The 16,619-nt window shown below is 63.6% G+C and carries 17 protein-coding genes, 1 pseudogene and 1 riboswitch; of the genes and pseudogenes, 15 read left to right on the forward strand and 3 right to left on the reverse strand.

All coding sequences use genetic code 11. The features are described from left to right. Positions 1–14 precede the first annotated feature (14 nt). From NHF48_RS00465 to NHF48_RS00525, 14 genes are all read left to right on the forward strand, one after another. Entirely contained in the window at positions 15–842 is an 828-nt protein-coding gene (locus NHF48_RS00465; protein WP_342454530.1) for a DUF6927 domain-containing protein, read from the forward strand. A 65-nt stretch (positions 843–907) separates the two neighbouring features. Continuing rightward, on the forward strand, positions 908–1,366 hold the full coding sequence (locus NHF48_RS00470) for a thermonuclease family protein (RefSeq protein ID WP_263816548.1): 459 nt from the start codon (positions 908–910) through the stop codon (positions 1,364–1,366). Positions 1,367–1,417: 51 nt separating this feature from the next. Further along, positions 1,418–1,549 carry a hypothetical protein gene (locus tag NHF48_RS00475; protein ID WP_263816549.1) on the forward strand — a complete coding sequence of 44 codons (132 nt, stop codon included), beginning with the start codon at positions 1,418–1,420 and terminating at the stop codon, positions 1,547–1,549. A 25-nt stretch (positions 1,550–1,574) separates the two neighbouring features. Continuing rightward, positions 1,575–1,928, forward strand: coding sequence for a DUF7007 domain-containing protein (locus NHF48_RS25625; protein ID WP_446741097.1), 354 nt, complete (start codon positions 1,575–1,577; stop codon positions 1,926–1,928). Beyond that, positions 1,855–2,025: a hypothetical protein gene (locus NHF48_RS00480; protein ID WP_253069898.1), complete on the forward strand. Its 171-nt coding sequence runs from the start codon at positions 1,855–1,857 to the stop codon at positions 2,023–2,025. The genes NHF48_RS25625 and NHF48_RS00480 overlap by 74 nt, the downstream gene beginning before the upstream one ends. 242 nt (positions 2,026–2,267) lie before the next feature. Next, positions 2,268–2,903: a hypothetical protein gene (locus NHF48_RS00485; RefSeq protein ID WP_253069899.1), complete on the forward strand. Its 636-nt coding sequence runs from the start codon at positions 2,268–2,270 to the stop codon at positions 2,901–2,903. A gap of 13 nt (positions 2,904–2,916) precedes the next feature. Next, positions 2,917–3,213: a hypothetical protein gene (locus NHF48_RS00490; protein ID WP_253069900.1), complete on the forward strand. Its 297-nt coding sequence runs from the start codon at positions 2,917–2,919 to the stop codon at positions 3,211–3,213. A 19-nt stretch (positions 3,214–3,232) separates the two neighbouring features. Continuing rightward, positions 3,233–3,544, forward strand: a complete 312-nt coding sequence (locus tag NHF48_RS00495) for a hypothetical protein (RefSeq protein ID WP_253069901.1) — start codon at positions 3,233–3,235, stop codon at positions 3,542–3,544. 76 nt (positions 3,545–3,620) lie between these two features. After that, positions 3,621–4,121: a hypothetical protein gene (locus NHF48_RS00500; protein WP_253069902.1), complete on the forward strand. Its 501-nt coding sequence runs from the start codon at positions 3,621–3,623 to the stop codon at positions 4,119–4,121. A 142-nt stretch (positions 4,122–4,263) separates the two neighbouring features. Next, a complete protein-coding gene (locus tag NHF48_RS00505) occupies positions 4,264–5,559 on the forward strand; it encodes a hypothetical protein (protein WP_253069903.1) in 1,296 nt (431 codons plus the stop codon). A 268-nt stretch (positions 5,560–5,827) separates the two neighbouring features. Then, positions 5,828–6,217 (forward strand): hypothetical protein, encoded by a 390-nt coding sequence (locus tag NHF48_RS00510; protein WP_263816552.1) that lies wholly within the window; start codon positions 5,828–5,830, stop codon positions 6,215–6,217. Between the two features lie 135 nt (positions 6,218–6,352). Beyond that, the gene (locus NHF48_RS00515; protein WP_263816554.1) at positions 6,353–7,528 is read left to right on the forward strand and encodes a TonB-dependent siderophore receptor; all 1,176 of its coding nucleotides are present in this window, start codon (positions 6,353–6,355) and stop codon (positions 7,526–7,528) included. Continuing rightward, positions 7,461–8,438: a TonB-dependent siderophore receptor gene (locus NHF48_RS00520; protein WP_253069906.1), complete on the forward strand. Its 978-nt coding sequence runs from the start codon at positions 7,461–7,463 to the stop codon at positions 8,436–8,438. Before NHF48_RS00515 ends, NHF48_RS00520 begins: the two co-directional genes overlap by 68 nt. A gap of 2 nt (positions 8,439–8,440) precedes the next feature. Beyond that, on the forward strand, positions 8,441–9,379 hold the full coding sequence (locus tag NHF48_RS00525; RefSeq protein WP_263816555.1) for an alpha/beta hydrolase: 939 nt from the start codon (positions 8,441–8,443) through the stop codon (positions 9,377–9,379). Between the two features lie 24 nt (positions 9,380–9,403). On the opposite strand, the gene NHF48_RS00530 is transcribed toward NHF48_RS00525, so the two are convergent. The 3 genes from NHF48_RS00530 to NHF48_RS00540 form a co-directional block, all read right to left on the reverse strand. Continuing rightward, positions 9,404–10,798 (reverse strand): PepSY-associated TM helix domain-containing protein, encoded by a 1,395-nt coding sequence (locus tag NHF48_RS00530; protein WP_446741093.1) that lies wholly within the window; start codon positions 10,796–10,798, stop codon positions 9,404–9,406. A gap of 22 nt (positions 10,799–10,820) precedes the next feature. Further along, a complete protein-coding gene (locus tag NHF48_RS00535) occupies positions 10,821–13,181 on the reverse strand; it encodes a TonB-dependent receptor (protein WP_253069909.1) in 2,361 nt (786 codons plus the stop codon). Between the two features lie 80 nt (positions 13,182–13,261). Then, positions 13,262–13,672, reverse strand: coding sequence for a DUF2946 family protein (locus NHF48_RS00540; protein WP_263816557.1), 411 nt, complete (start codon positions 13,670–13,672; stop codon positions 13,262–13,264). Positions 13,673–13,820: 148 nt separating this feature from the next. Next, positions 13,821–14,057: riboswitch (cobalamin riboswitch) on the forward strand. 169 nt (positions 14,058–14,226) lie between these two features. On the opposite strand from NHF48_RS00540, the pseudogene NHF48_RS00545 reads away from it, so the two are divergent. Beyond that, positions 14,227–16,267 (forward strand): annotated as a pseudogene (locus NHF48_RS00545) (TonB-dependent receptor). Positions 16,268–16,619: the final 352 nt, after the last annotated feature.

Here is a 16,619-nt window from a genome sequence, read left to right on the forward strand (position 1 = left end):
TGGGTTGGCTCTCGATGACCAGCGCCGGCATGGCCGGCCACCCGAACCCCAAGGCCTATCTCGACGACCAGTTCACCTACAGCCGTGCGCTGGATGGTGGCGGCACGCGCGGCATGCGCGTTATCGACAGCGCGTTCGTCGGAAATCGCGTCTGGTACGCAGCAGCTGAGATCATCTCAGACGACGAGCCGCTCTACGTCATCGCACTGGTGTGTCTGGTCCGCTGGAACCCCAAGGCCAGGGACGGATACGTCTTTGCATACAAGGACCAGGAGGAATCGATGGGCTCCTGCGAGGCCGGATGCCCTGCCCGGATCCTGCGTCTCCTCTCGCCGACCAGCAAAGAGAGCGCGCTGGATTGGCGGCGCCGTTGCCTCGTGCGGCTCAGGCTGCACGCCCGCAAAGTTGATAACGGGATGCGGATCAAACTTCCCCGCCCGGTTTCGTTCGGCGACGGCCATACCGGCACCGAGTTCATCGTCGTGAAACGCGGCGAGAAGATCACCTTCCGGAGTGACAAGGGGGCACGGCCACTACCGTATCTCGCATTTCCGCGACCTGGCTTGGTCTGTCGTTCCAGAAACCAAAGTTCACCGCACCGTCTTCGCGGCCCCTGCCGCGTATGCGACACCTGCATGATGGATAGCCCGATGTCTGCCAACACTCCCCTCTCGCCGCTCCGCCGTATCCTGTGCAGCAGGTCCAACGCCGTCAGGGTCGCCGCATGGATGCGCCTTGACGGGATCCACACCGACATCGTCGATACGGGCGAGCCTCTGCAGCCGTGGCTGATCGTCGAGACGACCGACGCCCTGATCCAGGACGCACGCGCATGCGCATGACCCTTGTCCTCGCTTTTGCCCTTGCCGCCTGCGGAGGGGCCGCGTCCCAGGCCGAAGACCCGTCGATGATCCGAGCTGACGGTCGCGCGATCGACGGTGACACCGTATCGTTCGACGTGCGGATTTTTGGGGCTGATGCCTTCGAGAAGCGGCAATTGTGTCGAAATGCGAACGGCTGCTGGCTATGCGGCAAGGCAGCGCAGGACTATGCGTCGAAGCTCTTGAAGTCAGGAAGTAGCACGATCCGCCTGACTGGCAAGCAAAGCTACGGTCGTCCGATCGGAACGGTCGAGATCTGGGGGCAAGACCTTGGTGAGAGCATGATCGCCGCGGGGCTTGCCGTGCCGGCGACCAGCTACCTGAAAAGCGACCCCGAGCGCGCCCAGCGTTATCTCGCCGCTTATGAAAACGCCGAGGCCAGACATGCCGGCGTGCATGCCGGCTACTTCATCGATCCGGCAAAATGGCGTCGCGGCGAACGCCTCTCGTGCGAGAGCCGGGTCCGAGGCAATCCGGACCGCTGAACGTAAGGAGGGAAGGGGGAAAGGGGAAGGGCATCGATCAAGGAGACGATCATGCCCGCTTTCACTTCGACTCCCGCGCCCGTGCATACGCTCTGGGACATCCCCGATACCGCGATCCAGCGCCTGCCAGGCATCTGGTTCGTTACCACCCCCCTCGCATGGTGGCTTCGTCCTGTCGGATGAGCGTCAGGCTGCGATACCGGACGCGCTGCGCCTCGACAGCATCTACTACGAGGAGGACGTCAACTGGTCGCTGGTGGTCGTCGGGTTCGAGACCGAGTTCGCAGCGCTAAAAGACCCGCTGTTCGATATCGAGCGCGACCTTGCCCATCAGACCGCACGTCACTGGCGACCGATGCAATACGGTGCCTTCACCGGCGAGGTTATCAGCCCAAGCGATAGCTACGTCCTGAAGAAGGTAGCGCTCTACGAGGCCGCGATCGGAGAGATCGGGGGTACGATCAGCGTCCGGAGACTGGGCCGACTGGGTGCCCAAGGGCAAGATCGGCGTCACCGGGCAACGCATCTCCGGCTGCGATCATCTGGGCTTTGCACAGTATGAAGGCCCGGACTTCAAAGGCCTGTGTGATGCAGCACGCTACGACAGCTCACGCCCGATCAACACCTTTGCGGCTCTTGATGTCGAACTGGTGCCGTGACGATCGGGAGCGTCGTCGCCCTACCCCCCTCTGGCCAACGGAGGGGGAGGGGGCCGACTAAAGGCCGGAAAGATGTTGCCAAAATCCGGCAACATCTTTCCCGAGACGTGCCCAAGCGCCCAGCCCTGAGGGGCTGACGATACGAGCGCAAACCGGGTGTCGCGGGAGAAGAGAGGGGGGGTGAAGAGTGTGCGCCGAAAGAGCGCACGGTCCTCATTCGGAGCATGCGTCGATGATTTACGATGTGCCTTTCCGCCACCAACAAGCGCTGGACCCGAGCGCCCCTCACCACTGTCGTCGCGACATTGCACGCGATCGGAAAAGCGGTCGACGACTGCCGCAATGCCGGCGTCGATCCCAACAGCGACCCCGCTGTCGTCCTGCTGGCGCGTCACATGGCAACCGTGTCGACCAATCGTGCGCCCCGCGACGTACTTCGCCACGCCTGCAGGCGCCGCCTCGAAGACCTGAAGCGGTTCCCGACGCTGCTGGCGCTCGCAATCCGCGGCGTGGAATATGACGCCGGCGCCAAGGAGCGTTTTCATATCGAAGCGACCGAGGCGATGAACGCCCTCGCCGTCTGCATCGGCCTGGCACCGGGGACATTCGAGATAGTGTCGCTTCAGGGCGAACGCGATCAATCCGGCCATGTCCTGCTGGCGGCCGGCGAGTTTGCCGTCACTGTCAGGATCGGCGCACGTCACGAGGGTCGCGAGGTAGCGTACCGGACTGTCGGCGATAGCACGAGCCCGCCCAACCACTACGCGCCGATGGCCGATCTGCTGAAGCCGGACCGCTTCGCTGATCGCTTGCGCCGTGATCTGTCGATCGCAGTCCGACCGATCGTGCCTGTCGCCCCGGTCCTGATCGCCGCCTGAAGGAGTGATGCCCATGCACATCCAAGACGCGCTCGCGGTTGCACGAGCCGACGCCACACGCATTGCCCACTTCATAGAGCGACGGGAGCGTTTCCTTGATGCGCTCGACTGGTCGATGCTCACCGAGGATCACGCGCGCCAGTCGGCGATGCTCGACGATCTGCTCGAGGGGGATATGGCCGATGCCATCCTTTATATCGACTGGCTGGTCGAGCGGCTGGCTGGTGATGCTGAACAGGTCCCCGGCGTACTCCGCTTTACGCCGCATCCGCGCCCGTGGCAGCTTGCGTGGATCACGCTCGCTTCCTGACCGACTGGGGGATTAATTGATGAGCCGTCATACTTTCACCGGCAACGCCGGCACCACCGTGGCGATCGGTTGGGATCGTCCCTTGGCGACGTTCTTCGTGCAGTTCCTGCGTCCTCACCCGACTATGAAAGGCGAGGAAGACGTAGTCGAATGGCAGGGTACTGAGCCCGACGAGCTACCGACCGCAGCAGCGGCGATCGAGATTGCCGCGCGCTATGCCTACCTGCCGGAAACGCTCGGCGCCACGCTTGAGACCGACCGCCTCAAGACGCTGGGATCGATCGACGAACCGGCGCAGCGCGCGGTGCGCCCGTTCCTTTATCGATTCTGAGCAACCCGCTTCGCAGGCGTTAGAGGGGGAGGGGGATGGGGTTTGGGTCGATCCAGGTGGATCGATGGAGATACCCATGTCCTACATTATCGATATTGGTGGCGCACCGGCCAACGAGGATTGCGCCCAACTCGGCCAGACGCCGGACTTCGAGGCGGTGAACACGTTCGAGATCGTCGCCTACAAGCTGGCGATCATTGCGCGGCACGGCATGCCGCCCGCCGGCTGCAAGCTTGGACCGAATACGAACCGACATGACTTTGGCGTCTATCGGACGCTTGCCCTCCACATCGAGGACGAGGAAAACGAAGCCGTTCAGGCGTATGCCGAAGCGGTAGAGGAGGGTCTGGGGTCATGGCTCGAGGCCGGATTTACGCCCCCGGTCATGTACGATGGTTCGGTCGCCAAGATCGAACGCCTCGACCACGTCGAGCTGGTGATCGGTGCGCTGCTGACGACGAGGCCGAACGCCGACGGGACGTTCCCGATCGCTGACTTCGGTATCCTTCACGGCCACCTAGCAGCGGCCTTTCCGCAACAGGCGGAGGCCGCGCGCCAACGTCTGGCCGAAGCGTAATCCCGCCCATCCTCTGAAGGATTGAGCCAATGCTGATGCTGCAATCGCAGCCCGCCGGGATCGTCCCGGCGGGAGCGTTCCCCTTGTCCGGTCACCGCATGACGCCGAGGCCGTAGAGCCGGACTATTTTGATTCAACCGATATGCGTTGCTGGCTGACGCGTGGCCGGTCGGTCGAACAGGCAACCGAGCTGGCCCTGATCTGGCGATCCTATCCGGATTTGCCACCCACAGCGCCACTGGAGGACCGGATGGCAAGGGGACGCGAACGTATCACGGCGATGAAGCCATTGAACGACGCGATAGCCGCCAGGACGGAGGCCGAACGGCAGACCCGGAACTTCGCCTTCATGGAATCGCGCGCCCGGGAAGGGACGATCGTCGATAGCGAGATTGCGATCCTGCGTGGCCGGGATCGCTACGGCTATGACTGGGATCTGGCCGTTGCCTACGCGAGCGGTTGGACCGCGGCCGATGCCGGTTGGGAGCATCGCTTTTGCGCCGATGGCTCGCGCCGGCAGGACGCCAAGCGCGAGGCCTATGACCGTGGTTTTGCCGATGGTGGCGGTGACCAGGCCGACCTGTTTGACGCCGCGCGCCGCAGCAACCTCGCCGCCATTCGCCGGGATAATCAACGCCCGGTAGCGCCGCTACCGCCGAGGGCACGACCGGTGCCGAGCAGCTGGCCCAAGCCAAACGATCATGCCCGCCCAACGCGGCGGTCTAGGCGTCTGCTGATTGTTTCTGACGCAACGATCGAAGAGGTGACGCCGGGGTTGATGCGAGTCTCGAGTCTGCGTCTCGTTGATGAGATCCGCGCCCGACCCGGCACCGAGGCCATGACGATCGTCACGATCGACCGCCATGACGGCTTCGTCGTGAATGGCTGCCCGGTCGAGACGAAGGTGCCGATCGCGGCTTCACAGGCCGACGATATGATCGCTGATCCTAGCCACGGCGATGCCCTCCGCGCCATCCTCAGTGGACACGAGATCGATGACGTCCTGATAGCGGTACAGGGCGACTACCTTCGCATCGTCGACGCCTTCGCAAGCGCACTGCCGCTGTGCGCGAACATGGAGCGATCGCAAAACTCGCTTCTTCAACAGCGGGCGCATCTGCGCTGCTGGCTCGACCGCGGCTATGACGGCACCGACAATCTTGGCGCCGGCCACATCCGTTGGGGCAAGGCCATCAAGGGCCTGACGGGCAAGCTCGGTGAGTTCACCGCCCGCTATGTCGGTCCAGCGCCCCGCCGTGGCCACCTGATCCGGATCGAGGCCGAAGGCGGCATGCTCGCCGAAGGCTACGCCACCTCCACCGGCGAACGTCTCGTGACCGAGATCACCGTCTCTAACAAGACGAACATCCGCCGCGAAATGGCAGCGGCCCTGCGCGCCTTTGGCGGCGCCACCCGTCTGATGGACGCCTGCGGCTGACGCCGCGGTACCCGCTTTTCCAACTTGGGGTCACAACACAAAAGTGGATTCTGCGTACGCTAGGAGCGAACGGACAACGAACGACGACATTTGGCGAGAAGCAATCCGACCGCTTTCCGGGAGGTAGGTTCGATAGATGCCACCGTGTCGCGCTGCTGTCTTTCTCGAAAAGGTTGCTAAAAGGAGAAAGTAGGCGAGACGGAATGTCCGAGTGACACTTTCCGCCAGCACAGGTAGTCGGCTCCCTGTGTACATTGTCCGGTATCTTTTGGCGAAACGCCACTTGGCCGTGCTGATCTGCGCGGCGACGCTGCTGCTGAAGCTGCTGGTCCCGACCGGCTATATGATCGGCAACGATCATGGTCGCATCGCAATCACGATCTGCTCGGGCGTTGTCCCTGCCGCCATGACGATGGACATGCCGGGGATGCACGGCGACATGACCGATCACGGCAAATCGAAAGATCACGGCAAGGCCGAGATGCCCTGCGCCTTTGCCGGCCTGTCAGCCGCTATGACCGGCGCGATCGATCCGATCCAGCTAGCAGCCCTGATAGTCTTCATCCTCGCTCTGGACCTGATCGCCAGCAGTACACCGGCCCCGTCGTGCCCCACTCATCTCGGCCCCCCGTTACGCGGACCACCCGCCCACCTCTGACCTGTCATTCCACATCGTTCTCAAGCGCGATCATGAACTGCGGTCCGCGTCCTCCACGTCGGACCGGTCAAAGGTATTCCCATGTTCCGAACCAATCTTCTAGCGAGCGCTGCCGCGTCGTGCCTGCTACTTCCCATGTCAGCCATCGCTCAGACGCGAAGTGCTGACGCCTCATCGTCAACGGCTCCGGATTTAGCCCCGGCTCAAAGGTGGGCAGGGGACATCATCGTCACTGGCCAACGTCAGACCTATGCCGAACCGGAGACGACCGCAGCGACCCGAACCGCCACGCCGCTTATCCAGGTACCTCAATCGGTTCAGGTGCTGACGCGGACCCTGATCCAGGAGCAGGACCGTCGCACGCTCGGTGACGCACTGGTCAACGTCTCGGGTGTCACCCCGACGCGGTCGGACGAGGTACTTTTCATCCCCCCGATCATTCGCGGCTTTCCGGCCGAAGTGTACCTCGACGGGCTGTCGGTGTTCGCCGGCAACCAGCAGGCCTACGACCCGAACAGCTTGGTAGGCATTGAGCGGATCGACGTTCTCAAGGGGCCGACCGCTACCCTCTATGGCGGGGGAATCGGCACGCCGCTTGGCGGGGTCATCAACCTCGAAAGCGTCCGGCCGAACGACAAGGCAGGCGGGTATCTGGCGATGCGCGCCGGGAGTTTCTCGACCTGGAACCCCTACGGCGACATCAATGTGCCTCTGGCTGACGGGATCGCTGCGCGGCTCACAGGCGAGTATCAGAGCAACGATAGCTGGATCGACAAGGTGCATGGCGAGCGCTGGTCGGTGCAACCCAGCGTCTCGTTCCAGATCGATCCTGCGACCGATCTGCTGCTCCAGGGGCAGTTTAGCCATCGCAGCAATCTCGAATATTCCGGCCTGCCCGCCGATGCTGCACTGGCCGGCTCGATCGACCGCGATACCTTTCCCGGCTCGCCGATCGATCAGCCGCTGACGACGAACGACATCCGCATGGCGCAGGCGACGCTGCGCCACGCCCTCTCCGACCGCCTCAAGCTGACGATCAGCGGCCGCTACTATTCGAGCAAGATCAATGAACAGGGGAGCTTCGTCTATCCGGGCCTCTTCCCTACCGAGACCGTAGCGCCGCTCTACGACGTGTTCCCGATCACCATGAGAAACCGCACGAAGGAGGCGACCGTCGATGCCAATCTGGCCGGCGACGTCGATCTGCTTGGGGGCACGCACAAGGTGCTCATCGGCGTCAACTATGATTGGACCAGCTTCTACAGCGCGATGGGCCTGTTCGTCAGCGACTCCCCCCTCGGGCACGATTGACCTGTCTGACCCGAGCTACGATCTACGCTACACGCCGCAGCTACCGGTCAACTCTTATACCGATGATCGCTTTACGACGTTTGCTGGCTACATCCAGGATCAGGCAACCTACGGTCCGCTGCACCTGACCGGAGGCTTGCGCGTCACCTCGCTGAAGTTCGTCGAGGACAGCAACATCGGCGTCGCCAACGACAAGACCTACACGCACGTCTCACCCCGTGTCGGCGCGACGCTCGATGTCGTGAAAGGCGTCGCCCTCTTCGCGGGCTATGCGACCGCGTTCCGTGCGCCCTTCGGCTTCATCGGCACGCAGACGCCGGTGCCGGAGACGTCGAGCAATATCGAGGGCGGCGTGAAGCTGGCGCTTACCGGCACGGGCCTCTCCGGCACGATCGCGGTGTTCCGGCAGACCCACGACAATGTCGTCACCGCCGATCCCGCCAATATCGGCTTCTACGTTCAGAGCGGACGGCAACGCGCGTGCGGGGTCGAAGTGGACATGGTGTGGGAGCCAACACCGGCCTTCTCGCTCCTCGCCAATTACGCCTACACCGATACCCGCGACGATGGTGTGGCACCTGGCGAGCGGCTCGCTCGCGTTCCCAAAAGCAGCGGACGGGCCGCGGCCCGCTACCGGGTATTGTATGGTGCGGCCAAGGGCCTTTCATTCGGTGCAGGTATCAGTGCTTTTACCTCGCGTGAGCTGACGCTGCCGAATACCATTGCAGTGCCGGGCTATGCCGCGATCGATGCGCAGGCGTCCTACGACATCGGTCGGTTCACGCTCGGCGCATCGGTGGTCAATCTGGGAAATCGACGAGCCTTCGACCCCTTTTCGTACCTCGGCTATCCAGTGGTCGCCCCCAACCAGCCCCGTTCGGCCTATGTTACGCTCAAGGTGCGGATATGACCTTGGCGAAGCTGGCGAGGCGCTGGATCGCTTTGGCAAGCATAGGCGTGGCAGTCGCCCCGCTGTCGCCGGCCGCAAGCGCGCGGGCACCGGCGACCGGCGGGAAGATCATTCCCCTCTATGCAAAGGGCAGTGTCCCGTCGCTCGGTGTCCCGGAAGTGCGGGACCGGATGGAGACCGGCGAGACGATGATCTACGATGTCAGCGAACCGACGCTGGAGCTGTATCGCCCTGCACCTGGTCGCGCCAACGGCACCGCCGTGATCGTCGCGCCCGGTGGTGGCTTCGTAGCCCTCGGCTACACTTTTGGTGGCACGGACGTGGCGCGGGCACTGGCCGATCGTGGCATCACAGCCTTCGTGTTGAAGTACCGGACGATCCGGAGCGGCGACGGGCCGATGCGGATGCCGGATGTCCACATGAAAGAAATGGGTATCGTCATGTCGCGGGCGGAGACGGGCAGACCGGTGGAGATGCCGCGCTTCGCCGGTGAGCCTCATGCGATCGAGGACGGCGCGCGAGCCATGGCGATCGTCCGGCAGCGCGCACGCGAGTGGGGCATCGATCCTCACAAGGTTGGCGTGATTGGATTTTCAGCGGGCGCGTATCTTGCGGCCGATCTGGCAATCGGCGCCAAAGCGTCGCGGCCTGACTTTGTAGGCCTGATCTACGGAGGTCTGCGCACGCCGGTCCCGGAAGATGCGCCTCCGGCATTCATCGCCGGCGCGGCCGATGACGAATATCAGCGGAACGATCCCGTGCTGCTCTACACTGCATGGCGGCAGGCAGGGGCTTCGGCCGAGCTGCACCTGTACGAGCGAGGTGGCCACGGGTTCGATCTGCACGCGAAAGGTACGACGAGCGACCACTGGTTCGACGAGCTTGTCTGGTGGCTCCAATCTCGCGGGCTCCTGCGGCCCACTAAGGACTGGGCCAGATAGGGATTGGTGCGGTCTCCTCGTCCTTCAGGCAGCGTGAAGGGCGGAAGGCTCCAGTCCCAGCCAGCGCCGCGCTTGAGGGAGGCGACGCAGCAGGACCCTTTCAACAATCGCCACGACCACCAGCGTCACGCCGAACAGCGGCATATAGATCCCAAGTCCGACGATCGCTGCGACCAACAAGGGCCGGTAGCGTGGGCGCGCCGATGGCACCGGCGCACCCAACAAGCCCGTTGGTCGCCTCCGCCACCACATAACCCCGCCCGATACGGCTAAAACGACCAGCAACAGCGCAGTGAGCGTACCGAGGATCTGGTTGGCGATACCGAACAGCGCGCCCTCGTGCGCCGCGATGCCGTAGCCAATGACCCGGTCGATCCAATGGCGGTCGGCGAACGCGACACGGCCGACAAGGCGGCCTGTCGCACCATCGACCTGCGCGTCCGATCGCAGTGGGCGATCGGCTGCGTCCGATGACACCGCCCACGGCGCGCCTTCATGCTCGGGCGGAGACAGCAGCACGGGCGGCGCGATCCGCAACGGCCGGACCGTCGCGATCACGCGGGCAAGTTCACCCGGTCGGATCGTGGGCGTGGCCATGACCATGCCGTCATGCCCGGCGTGAGGGCCGAGCATTGCGTCCGTTTTCGGCGTCGGCGCCTTTCCGCTGATCGTCCAGTCAACCGGACCCTGCGTCGCGCCCGTGAGCGTGCGGACTTCGCCGAGATAGCTGCCCCAGGCGTTTGCCCACGGAAGGCCAGTGAGGATCAGCCCGAGCGCGAACACCGACACCCAGATGCCGGCAGTCGCGTGAATATCACGCCAGAACACGCGTCGGCCGCCCCTCAGGCGCGGGTAGAGGGCACCCGCGAGCCCTTTCCGGTTGCGCGGCCACCACAGATAGAGACCTGTCAGGAGCATGACGATCGCCCAGCAGGCGGCGATCTCGACGAGGTAGCTGCCCCACACCCCCGCCAGCAATTCGCCGTGAAGACGCGACACGACATTGAGCGGCCGATCTTCCTCGCCAATGACGTTCAGCACCGCAAGCGAGTGCGGATCGACGTAGACGCGGTGATCAAAGCCATCACTGGAGACGATGATACGCACGGCGTTTCCCGGCTTTTCTGGGAGCATATATTTATGCAGCGACGATCCTGGCACCGCAGCTGGTGCCGCGTGGACCTGCGCATCGGGTGAGACCGTCCGCCCGGCAACGGGGAGATGATTGTAGGGCCGGTCCAACACTGCTTCCAGCTGTGGCCGCCACAGATAGATCGTGCCCGTCAGCGACAGCCAGATGATGAACGGGATGCAGAACAGGCCAGCATAAAAGTGCCAGCGCCATACCGCGTTGTACCACCGTACGCCGGGTGTCCGCCGGCTGTTAGGTGGGTTCCCGTTCAAGGCTGAAGTGTCCATGCCCGCCATCATAATGCCTTGGTCAGACGTATCCCGACCGTCCGCGGCGGGCCGACGAGATAGGAAAAGTAGCTGGTCGCAGTGGTGTTGCCGGGGGACGTCGTGAACTCCTGCCCAAAGACTGGTACGGCGTCGAACAGGTTGGTAACGAACAGGTCGACCCCCCACGCTGCCACGCATCGTCACCCCCCGCCGAGGCGTCGACCAGCGTATAGGCCGGACGCGGCAGCACCTCACCTTCACCAAACCCGCTGTTGGACCCGCCGACGTGACGCGCCGCGGCAAACAGATTGCCGGTCAGACCATCTATGAGTGCTGCTTCGTACTCGCCGTGCACATTCCACAGCCAGCGCGGCACATCGAGCACACGCGACCCTGCCGGCAGAAGCAGGTTGGGGACGTCGTTGCGGTAGGTCGCGTCGGTGAACGAACCGCCCGCATGAAGATCGAGTCCGCGGATTGGCGACACGGTGACCTCAAGCTCGCCGCCACGGCTACGAACCCGGCCGGCGTTGACGGTGAAGGAGATGGTCGTCGCATTGTTGATCCCGCACGCTGTCTGGAACGCCTGCTGATAATCCTTCCAGTCGATCGCATAAGCAGCGCCGTTGATCCGCACGCGACCGCCCCACAGGCTGGTCTTGGCGCCGATTTCGTAATTATCGGTACGGTCGCTGTCGTAGGGTGGCGGTACGTCGGGAATGCCTGCCGCGCGACGTTCCGCGGCCGAGCAGATATCGTCGGTCACGGGCGCATTGACGCCGCCTGTCCGGAAGCCCTGCGAGTAGCTGGCGTAGAGCGTCGCGGCACGGCTTGGCTCATAGCTCAGCGTGAAGCGCGGTGTGACGCCATTCTCGCGATTGCGCTCGTCATAATCGTAGGCGAGATCGCCGCCTGCGACGCCACCGACCCCGTAGCGTCGGCTCGCTTCGCGCTGGCGATAGGCAAACACGCGTGCGCCAGCGGCGACCTTCACCTTCGGTACAACGGCATAGGTCAGCTCGCCGAAGGCCGCGATCTCGCTCTCACGGAAGCGCACCGTCGTGTCCTGGATGACGGCCGGACTGCTGGCACCAAGCGGCAGCGGCGCGGTAACGCCGAACAGGTCTGCGACGGTGATCGTACGGCCGGAGTCCTGATGGAGATCGCGGTAGAGCGCGCCGAACACATATTGCAGCCGCCCTGGGCCATCGGACACCGCGCGCACCTCCTGCGTGAATTGTTTCGTGCGACCGAAATCCTTGAGCGGCGTTGGGAACAGCTTGCCGCCTGGACCCGGCCCGACGATGTCCTCGACGATCGGAGAATCGAATGCCGTGACGTCGAACGACAGCCGGTTGCGCCGGTCGAGCCAGGACGAATTGGATGACACGGTGAACCCGCCAAGCGCATCGAACCGGTTCTCGATCAGCAGCGAGCCGATGACGAACTCGTCCTTGGCGTACGTGTCCGCATACCGCGCCTTGAGCCGCGCGCGCTTGCCGAAGGTCACGTCGCTATGGGGACGGTCCGCATTGCTGTAGGCGTCCTGCCAGACCAACGACGGGGTGATCGTCAGGGTCGGCGTCGCATTCCAGCGCAGCGCAGCGCGAACCGTGCCTGTACGCGTCCAGTTGACGTCCTTGCGAACCGCCGACGTTCCCGCATTCTCGGTCAGGTCGCCGGTGGCGGGCCGCAGATCGTCGATCCAGCCGCCCTGCCGGACAAACCCGCCCGAGACGCGCAGCGCCAACCTATCGGCGACGATCGGCAGATTGAGCATGGCCTTGGCGTCCCAGCTCGTGCCGCCATCGGTGATGGTCGAAATGCTCGCCTGACTCAGTGCAGCGATCTTAGATGCGTCGGGCTGGTTGGTCACGATGCGGACAAGGCCGCCCATCGATGACGATCCGAACAGCACGCCTTGCGGTCCGCGCAGCACTTCGACCCGAGCGACATCGAACAGCTGCGGGTCGGGCTGCGAAAAGCCGCGGAGTGCGCGGGTCTGAAGCGGGGTCTCGTCGAGGTAGACGCCCGTGGTCGGCGACTGGACGAACCCCACCCCGCCGATCCCGCGTATGATGTACTGCGAGTTGCCGGGTCCCGTGGTCGCAAAGGCCAGGCCCGGCACGGAGTCCGCGACGCGAGAAAAGTCCTGCGCATTGAGGCGGCGCAGCAGGTCAGCGGACAGAATGGTGACGCTTGCCGGCACATCCTGAAGCGCCTGCGGGCGTTTCAGCGCCGTGATGATGATGTCGTCAGTTTCTGCCGGTCCGACGCCCTGCGCATTGGTGGCTGTAGTGTCGGGCTTCCTGGCGGGTGCCGCCAGCTCCTGAGCAGATGCTGGTACGGCGAGTAGGAGGCAGGGTAGACACACCCCTGCCATCACGTGAGATCGGGTCATGAATAGGCCTTTGACCGGCCCCCGCAATTGCACGCGGGCCGTGGACGTGGTTGCTCCTGAAAGAGCACGCGATCAGTTGGTCAAAGGACGGCTGGGGGGCCTCGAAGCGGAGGCCGAAGATGGCTGCGGCGAATGATCGCCGGCAGCACGGTTGGTGACAGCCCGACCGCCATGACGAAGGCGATCAGGGTGACGAGCTGAATAGGATCGATCGCACCGAGCGTTGCGGCTGACAGGCCCGCAAACGCGCACGGCATTTCAGCCTTGCCGTGGTCCTGCGACTTGCCATGATCGGGCATGTCGCCATGCATCCCCGGCATCGCCATCGTCACGGCTCGAGGGGCGACGCCGGAACATAGCTCGATTGTGATCCGGCCATGCTCGCTGCCGATCATGTACCCGGTCGGTACGAGCAGCTTGAGCAACAGCGTTGCCGCGCACACGAGCACAGCGAAGTAGCGTTGCGCTAGGAGGCGACGAACGGCGAACACCGAACGCGGGTAGCGCAGGCAGGCAGTCCTGTCATTGCCGTGTCGATCTCCCCTGCAAACGGACGGGATCAGAGAAGGCCGAGGCTGTCTTGCCGATCGGAACCTTCCCCGGTACGCAATGTCCGTCAGGCCGGAGAAGTATCTCCGATCTGACAATGATCGCGCTGGTGTCCCGAGAGGGACTTAATAGGGAACACGGTGTGGGAGACGCTCTCCCGAAGCCGAGGCTGTCCCTGCAACTGTAAGCGGCGAGCGAGACGTATATCGCGTCCTCTTCCAGAGGGTGCAGCCACTGGATCAATGCCGTAACGGCCGAGATCCGGGAAGGCCGTATGTCGAGCGACGACCCGTGAGCCAGGAGACCTGCCAGCGTCTGGTCGCTCTTGCTTTGGTCCAGGGGATGGTCGGGGCACGGTTCTTCCGTCTGAGCGACGAACGAGCGGCGGGGGTCGCATCGGTTCGTGTCGCGGGCGCTTGCGTCCGCCTGCCGACGCGTGCCGACCGTTCACAGCGGACGCCCCCGTCCGAAGTCGCTTGGCGCACGGGGGACGGACATGAAGAATCTTAGATTACGAACGAAATGGCTCGAATGCGTAGCACTCGCTTCGGCATGTAGCACCACACCCGCATGGGCTCAGGTGCAAGACACCGAGGCTGTGCCGTCACAGGCAACGAACGACATCGTCGTGTTCGGCCGCGGCGAAGCGAAGATCGGTGTTGCCCATGCAGCAAGTGAGGGCACCGTCGCCGGTGCCGACCTTCTGGTTCGCCCGCTGCTGCGCGTTGCCGAACTGCTGGAGGCGATACCTGGCATGGTCGCTGCGCAGCATTCGGGAAGCGGCAAGGCCAACCAGTATTTCCTACGTGGCTTCAATCTCGATCACGGTTCGGACTTCACGACTTATATCGACGGGGTGCAAATGAACCTGCGCACCCACGGTCATGGCCAAGGCTATCTCGATCTCAACGGACTGATCCCGGAGATCGTCGCGCGCGAGGATTTTCGCAAAGGGCCATACCGTGCCGATGGCGGCGACTTCGCGCTGGCGGGGGCTGCCTACATGACCACGATCGACAGCTTTGCTCGGCCGTGGCTTTCGGTCGAGGGCGGCTCTTATGGCTATGGTCGGATCGCCGCGGGCGGGACGATTGATGGCATTGGTGCGGGAAAGCTGACGTTCGTCGCGCAAACCAAGGTCTATGACGGACCATGGGAGGAGCCCGAACATCTACGACATGCATCTGGCTTTGCGAAATATACCGCCCCAGCTGGGGCAGGCCAGATCGAAGCGTCGCTTAACGCCTACCGCGCGACCTGGCGTCCGACCGAACAGATTCCCGAGCGCATCATCGGTACCACGCCCTGCAAGGACGTGTTCTGTTCACCCGATCCGACTGCACGCGGCGAAACGACACGGCTCGTCGGCAACGTCGCAGTGCGCCAGCCTGACTGGTACGCCAACGTCTATGGTCAGTTCTACGACTGGTCGATGTATTCGAACCCGACCTACACCGACCTGGACGGGACCAGCGCGCAGATCCGCCAGTTCGACAAACGCTGGATCGTCGGCGCGAGGGGCGAAAAGCGCTGGACGCTCGCACCAGCTCTCGCCGTCTCGCTCGGTACCGAAGAGCGCTACGACCATATCGGCAGCGTCGGTGTGTATCGCACCAGCGCGCGATCGTTCCTGTCGTCGCTCGGCCGCTACCATGTCGAAGAAGCGTCGGCAGCATTGTATGGCGAAGCGACGTGGACGCCCGTTACGGGTCTCCGCCTGATTGGCGGGGTTCGTGGGGACTATTATCACTACGTCGTTCGCGCGCGGGATCAGGCGGCGGTGTTGGCGGGGGGCAGGCAGCGGCGACGACACGATCCTGTCGCCCAAGGCATCGATCGCGTACTCGCCGACCGACCGGCTGGAGTTCTACGGCAACTGGGGGCGCGGGTTCCACTCCAACGACGTCCGCGGCGCGGTAAACGTTGAAACGCCGGTGCCTGTGCTGGTCCGCGGCAGCGGCCGTGAAGTCGGCGCCCGGTGGCAGCTGCCCGGCATTACGCTGACCGCGACCTATTGGTGGCTCGACGTCGACAGTGAACTGCGCTTCGTCGGCGACTCCAATGCGGTCGAGCCGACCGGTGCGAGCGAACGTCGTGGCTATGAACTGGTGGCGTTCTGGCGGCCTAGGCCGTGGCTTGCGATCGACGGCAATTACACCGCGAGCCGGTCGCGGTACGACAATGGCGATCGCATTCCGAACGCCTTCGAGAACGCCGCATCCGCCGGGATCGCGCTGGTGCTCGATCCGTGGGAGGCAAGCGTTCGCGTCCGTCACCTCGGGCCTTATCCGCTGATCGAAGACAATAGCGTCCGGGATTCAGGAAGCACCGTCGTCAACGTCCGGGCGGCCCGCAAAATCGGCCGGTTCGAGGTGTATGGCGAGGTGCTCAACATTCTCGACAGCCGTGACAAGGACATCGCCTATTTTTACGAATCCTATATTCCGTCGTTTGAAACTTCGGGACCCACCGATGGTCGGTTGAGCCGCGTAGTTGAGCCACGCACCTTGCGCCTGGGTACCCGGGTAAGCTTCTAGAGCCTGCAAGATGATCGCCAGCCCAAGCTACGGCTGGCGATCATTCAATTGTTGTATCGCTGCAACGCTCTGCACTTGGGCCCATCCGGTAGACTCCACGTCTAAAGCTCTCTCCGGACAATTCTCGATACCCCCACGTTAGACGTGGCGCCTTCGAATCATAATTCGACTACGAAAGACCGCCAGTTTAAGCCGGTTCGCGTTTTACGAGTAGTTGGCGATCGCTAAAGACCTAGACGACGTTACGTAATGCCCGTGCAAACAGGATCAGTACCGCACGAAGCTCGCTATTACTTATAGCTCCAATCGCTGTGTTGATGGGCATCTAGCATCGCCGTCGTTTATCTGAGCC

The organism is Sphingomonas sp. H160509 (assembly GCF_024124765.2).
Classification (GTDB): domain Bacteria; phylum Pseudomonadota; class Alphaproteobacteria; order Sphingomonadales; family Sphingomonadaceae; genus Sphingomonas.

What these genes read in the sequence shown, in the direction of transcription:
- NHF48_RS00465 (WP_342454530.1), top strand. Translation starts at nt 15, where the DNA reads ATGACCAGCGCCGGCATGGCCGGCCACCCGAACCCCAAGGCCTATCTC.
- NHF48_RS00470 (WP_263816548.1), top strand. Translation starts at nt 908, where the DNA reads ATGATCCGAGCTGACGGTCGCGCGATCGACGGTGACACCGTATCGTTC.
- NHF48_RS00475 (WP_263816549.1), top strand. Translation starts at nt 1,418, where the DNA reads ATGCCCGCTTTCACTTCGACTCCCGCGCCCGTGCATACGCTCTGGGAC.
- NHF48_RS00485 (WP_253069899.1), top strand. Translation starts at nt 2,268, where the DNA reads ATGTGCCTTTCCGCCACCAACAAGCGCTGGACCCGAGCGCCCCTCACC.
- NHF48_RS00490 (WP_253069900.1), top strand. Translation starts at nt 2,917, where the DNA reads ATGCACATCCAAGACGCGCTCGCGGTTGCACGAGCCGACGCCACACGC.
- NHF48_RS00495 (WP_253069901.1), top strand. Translation starts at nt 3,233, where the DNA reads ATGAGCCGTCATACTTTCACCGGCAACGCCGGCACCACCGTGGCGATC.
- NHF48_RS00500 (WP_253069902.1), top strand. Translation starts at nt 3,621, where the DNA reads ATGTCCTACATTATCGATATTGGTGGCGCACCGGCCAACGAGGATTGC.
- NHF48_RS00505 (WP_253069903.1), top strand. Translation starts at nt 4,264, where the DNA reads ATGCGTTGCTGGCTGACGCGTGGCCGGTCGGTCGAACAGGCAACCGAG.
- NHF48_RS00515 (WP_263816554.1), top strand. Translation starts at nt 6,353, where the DNA reads ATGTCAGCCATCGCTCAGACGCGAAGTGCTGACGCCTCATCGTCAACG.
- NHF48_RS00520 (WP_253069906.1), top strand. Translation starts at nt 7,461, where the DNA reads ATGATTGGACCAGCTTCTACAGCGCGATGGGCCTGTTCGTCAGCGACT.
- NHF48_RS00530 (WP_446741093.1), bottom strand. Translation starts at nt 10,798, where the DNA reads ATGGACACTTCAGCCTTGAACGGGAACCCACCTAACAGCCGGCGGACA.
- NHF48_RS00535 (WP_253069909.1), bottom strand. Translation starts at nt 13,181, where the DNA reads ATGACCCGATCTCACGTGATGGCAGGGGTGTGTCTACCCTGCCTCCTA.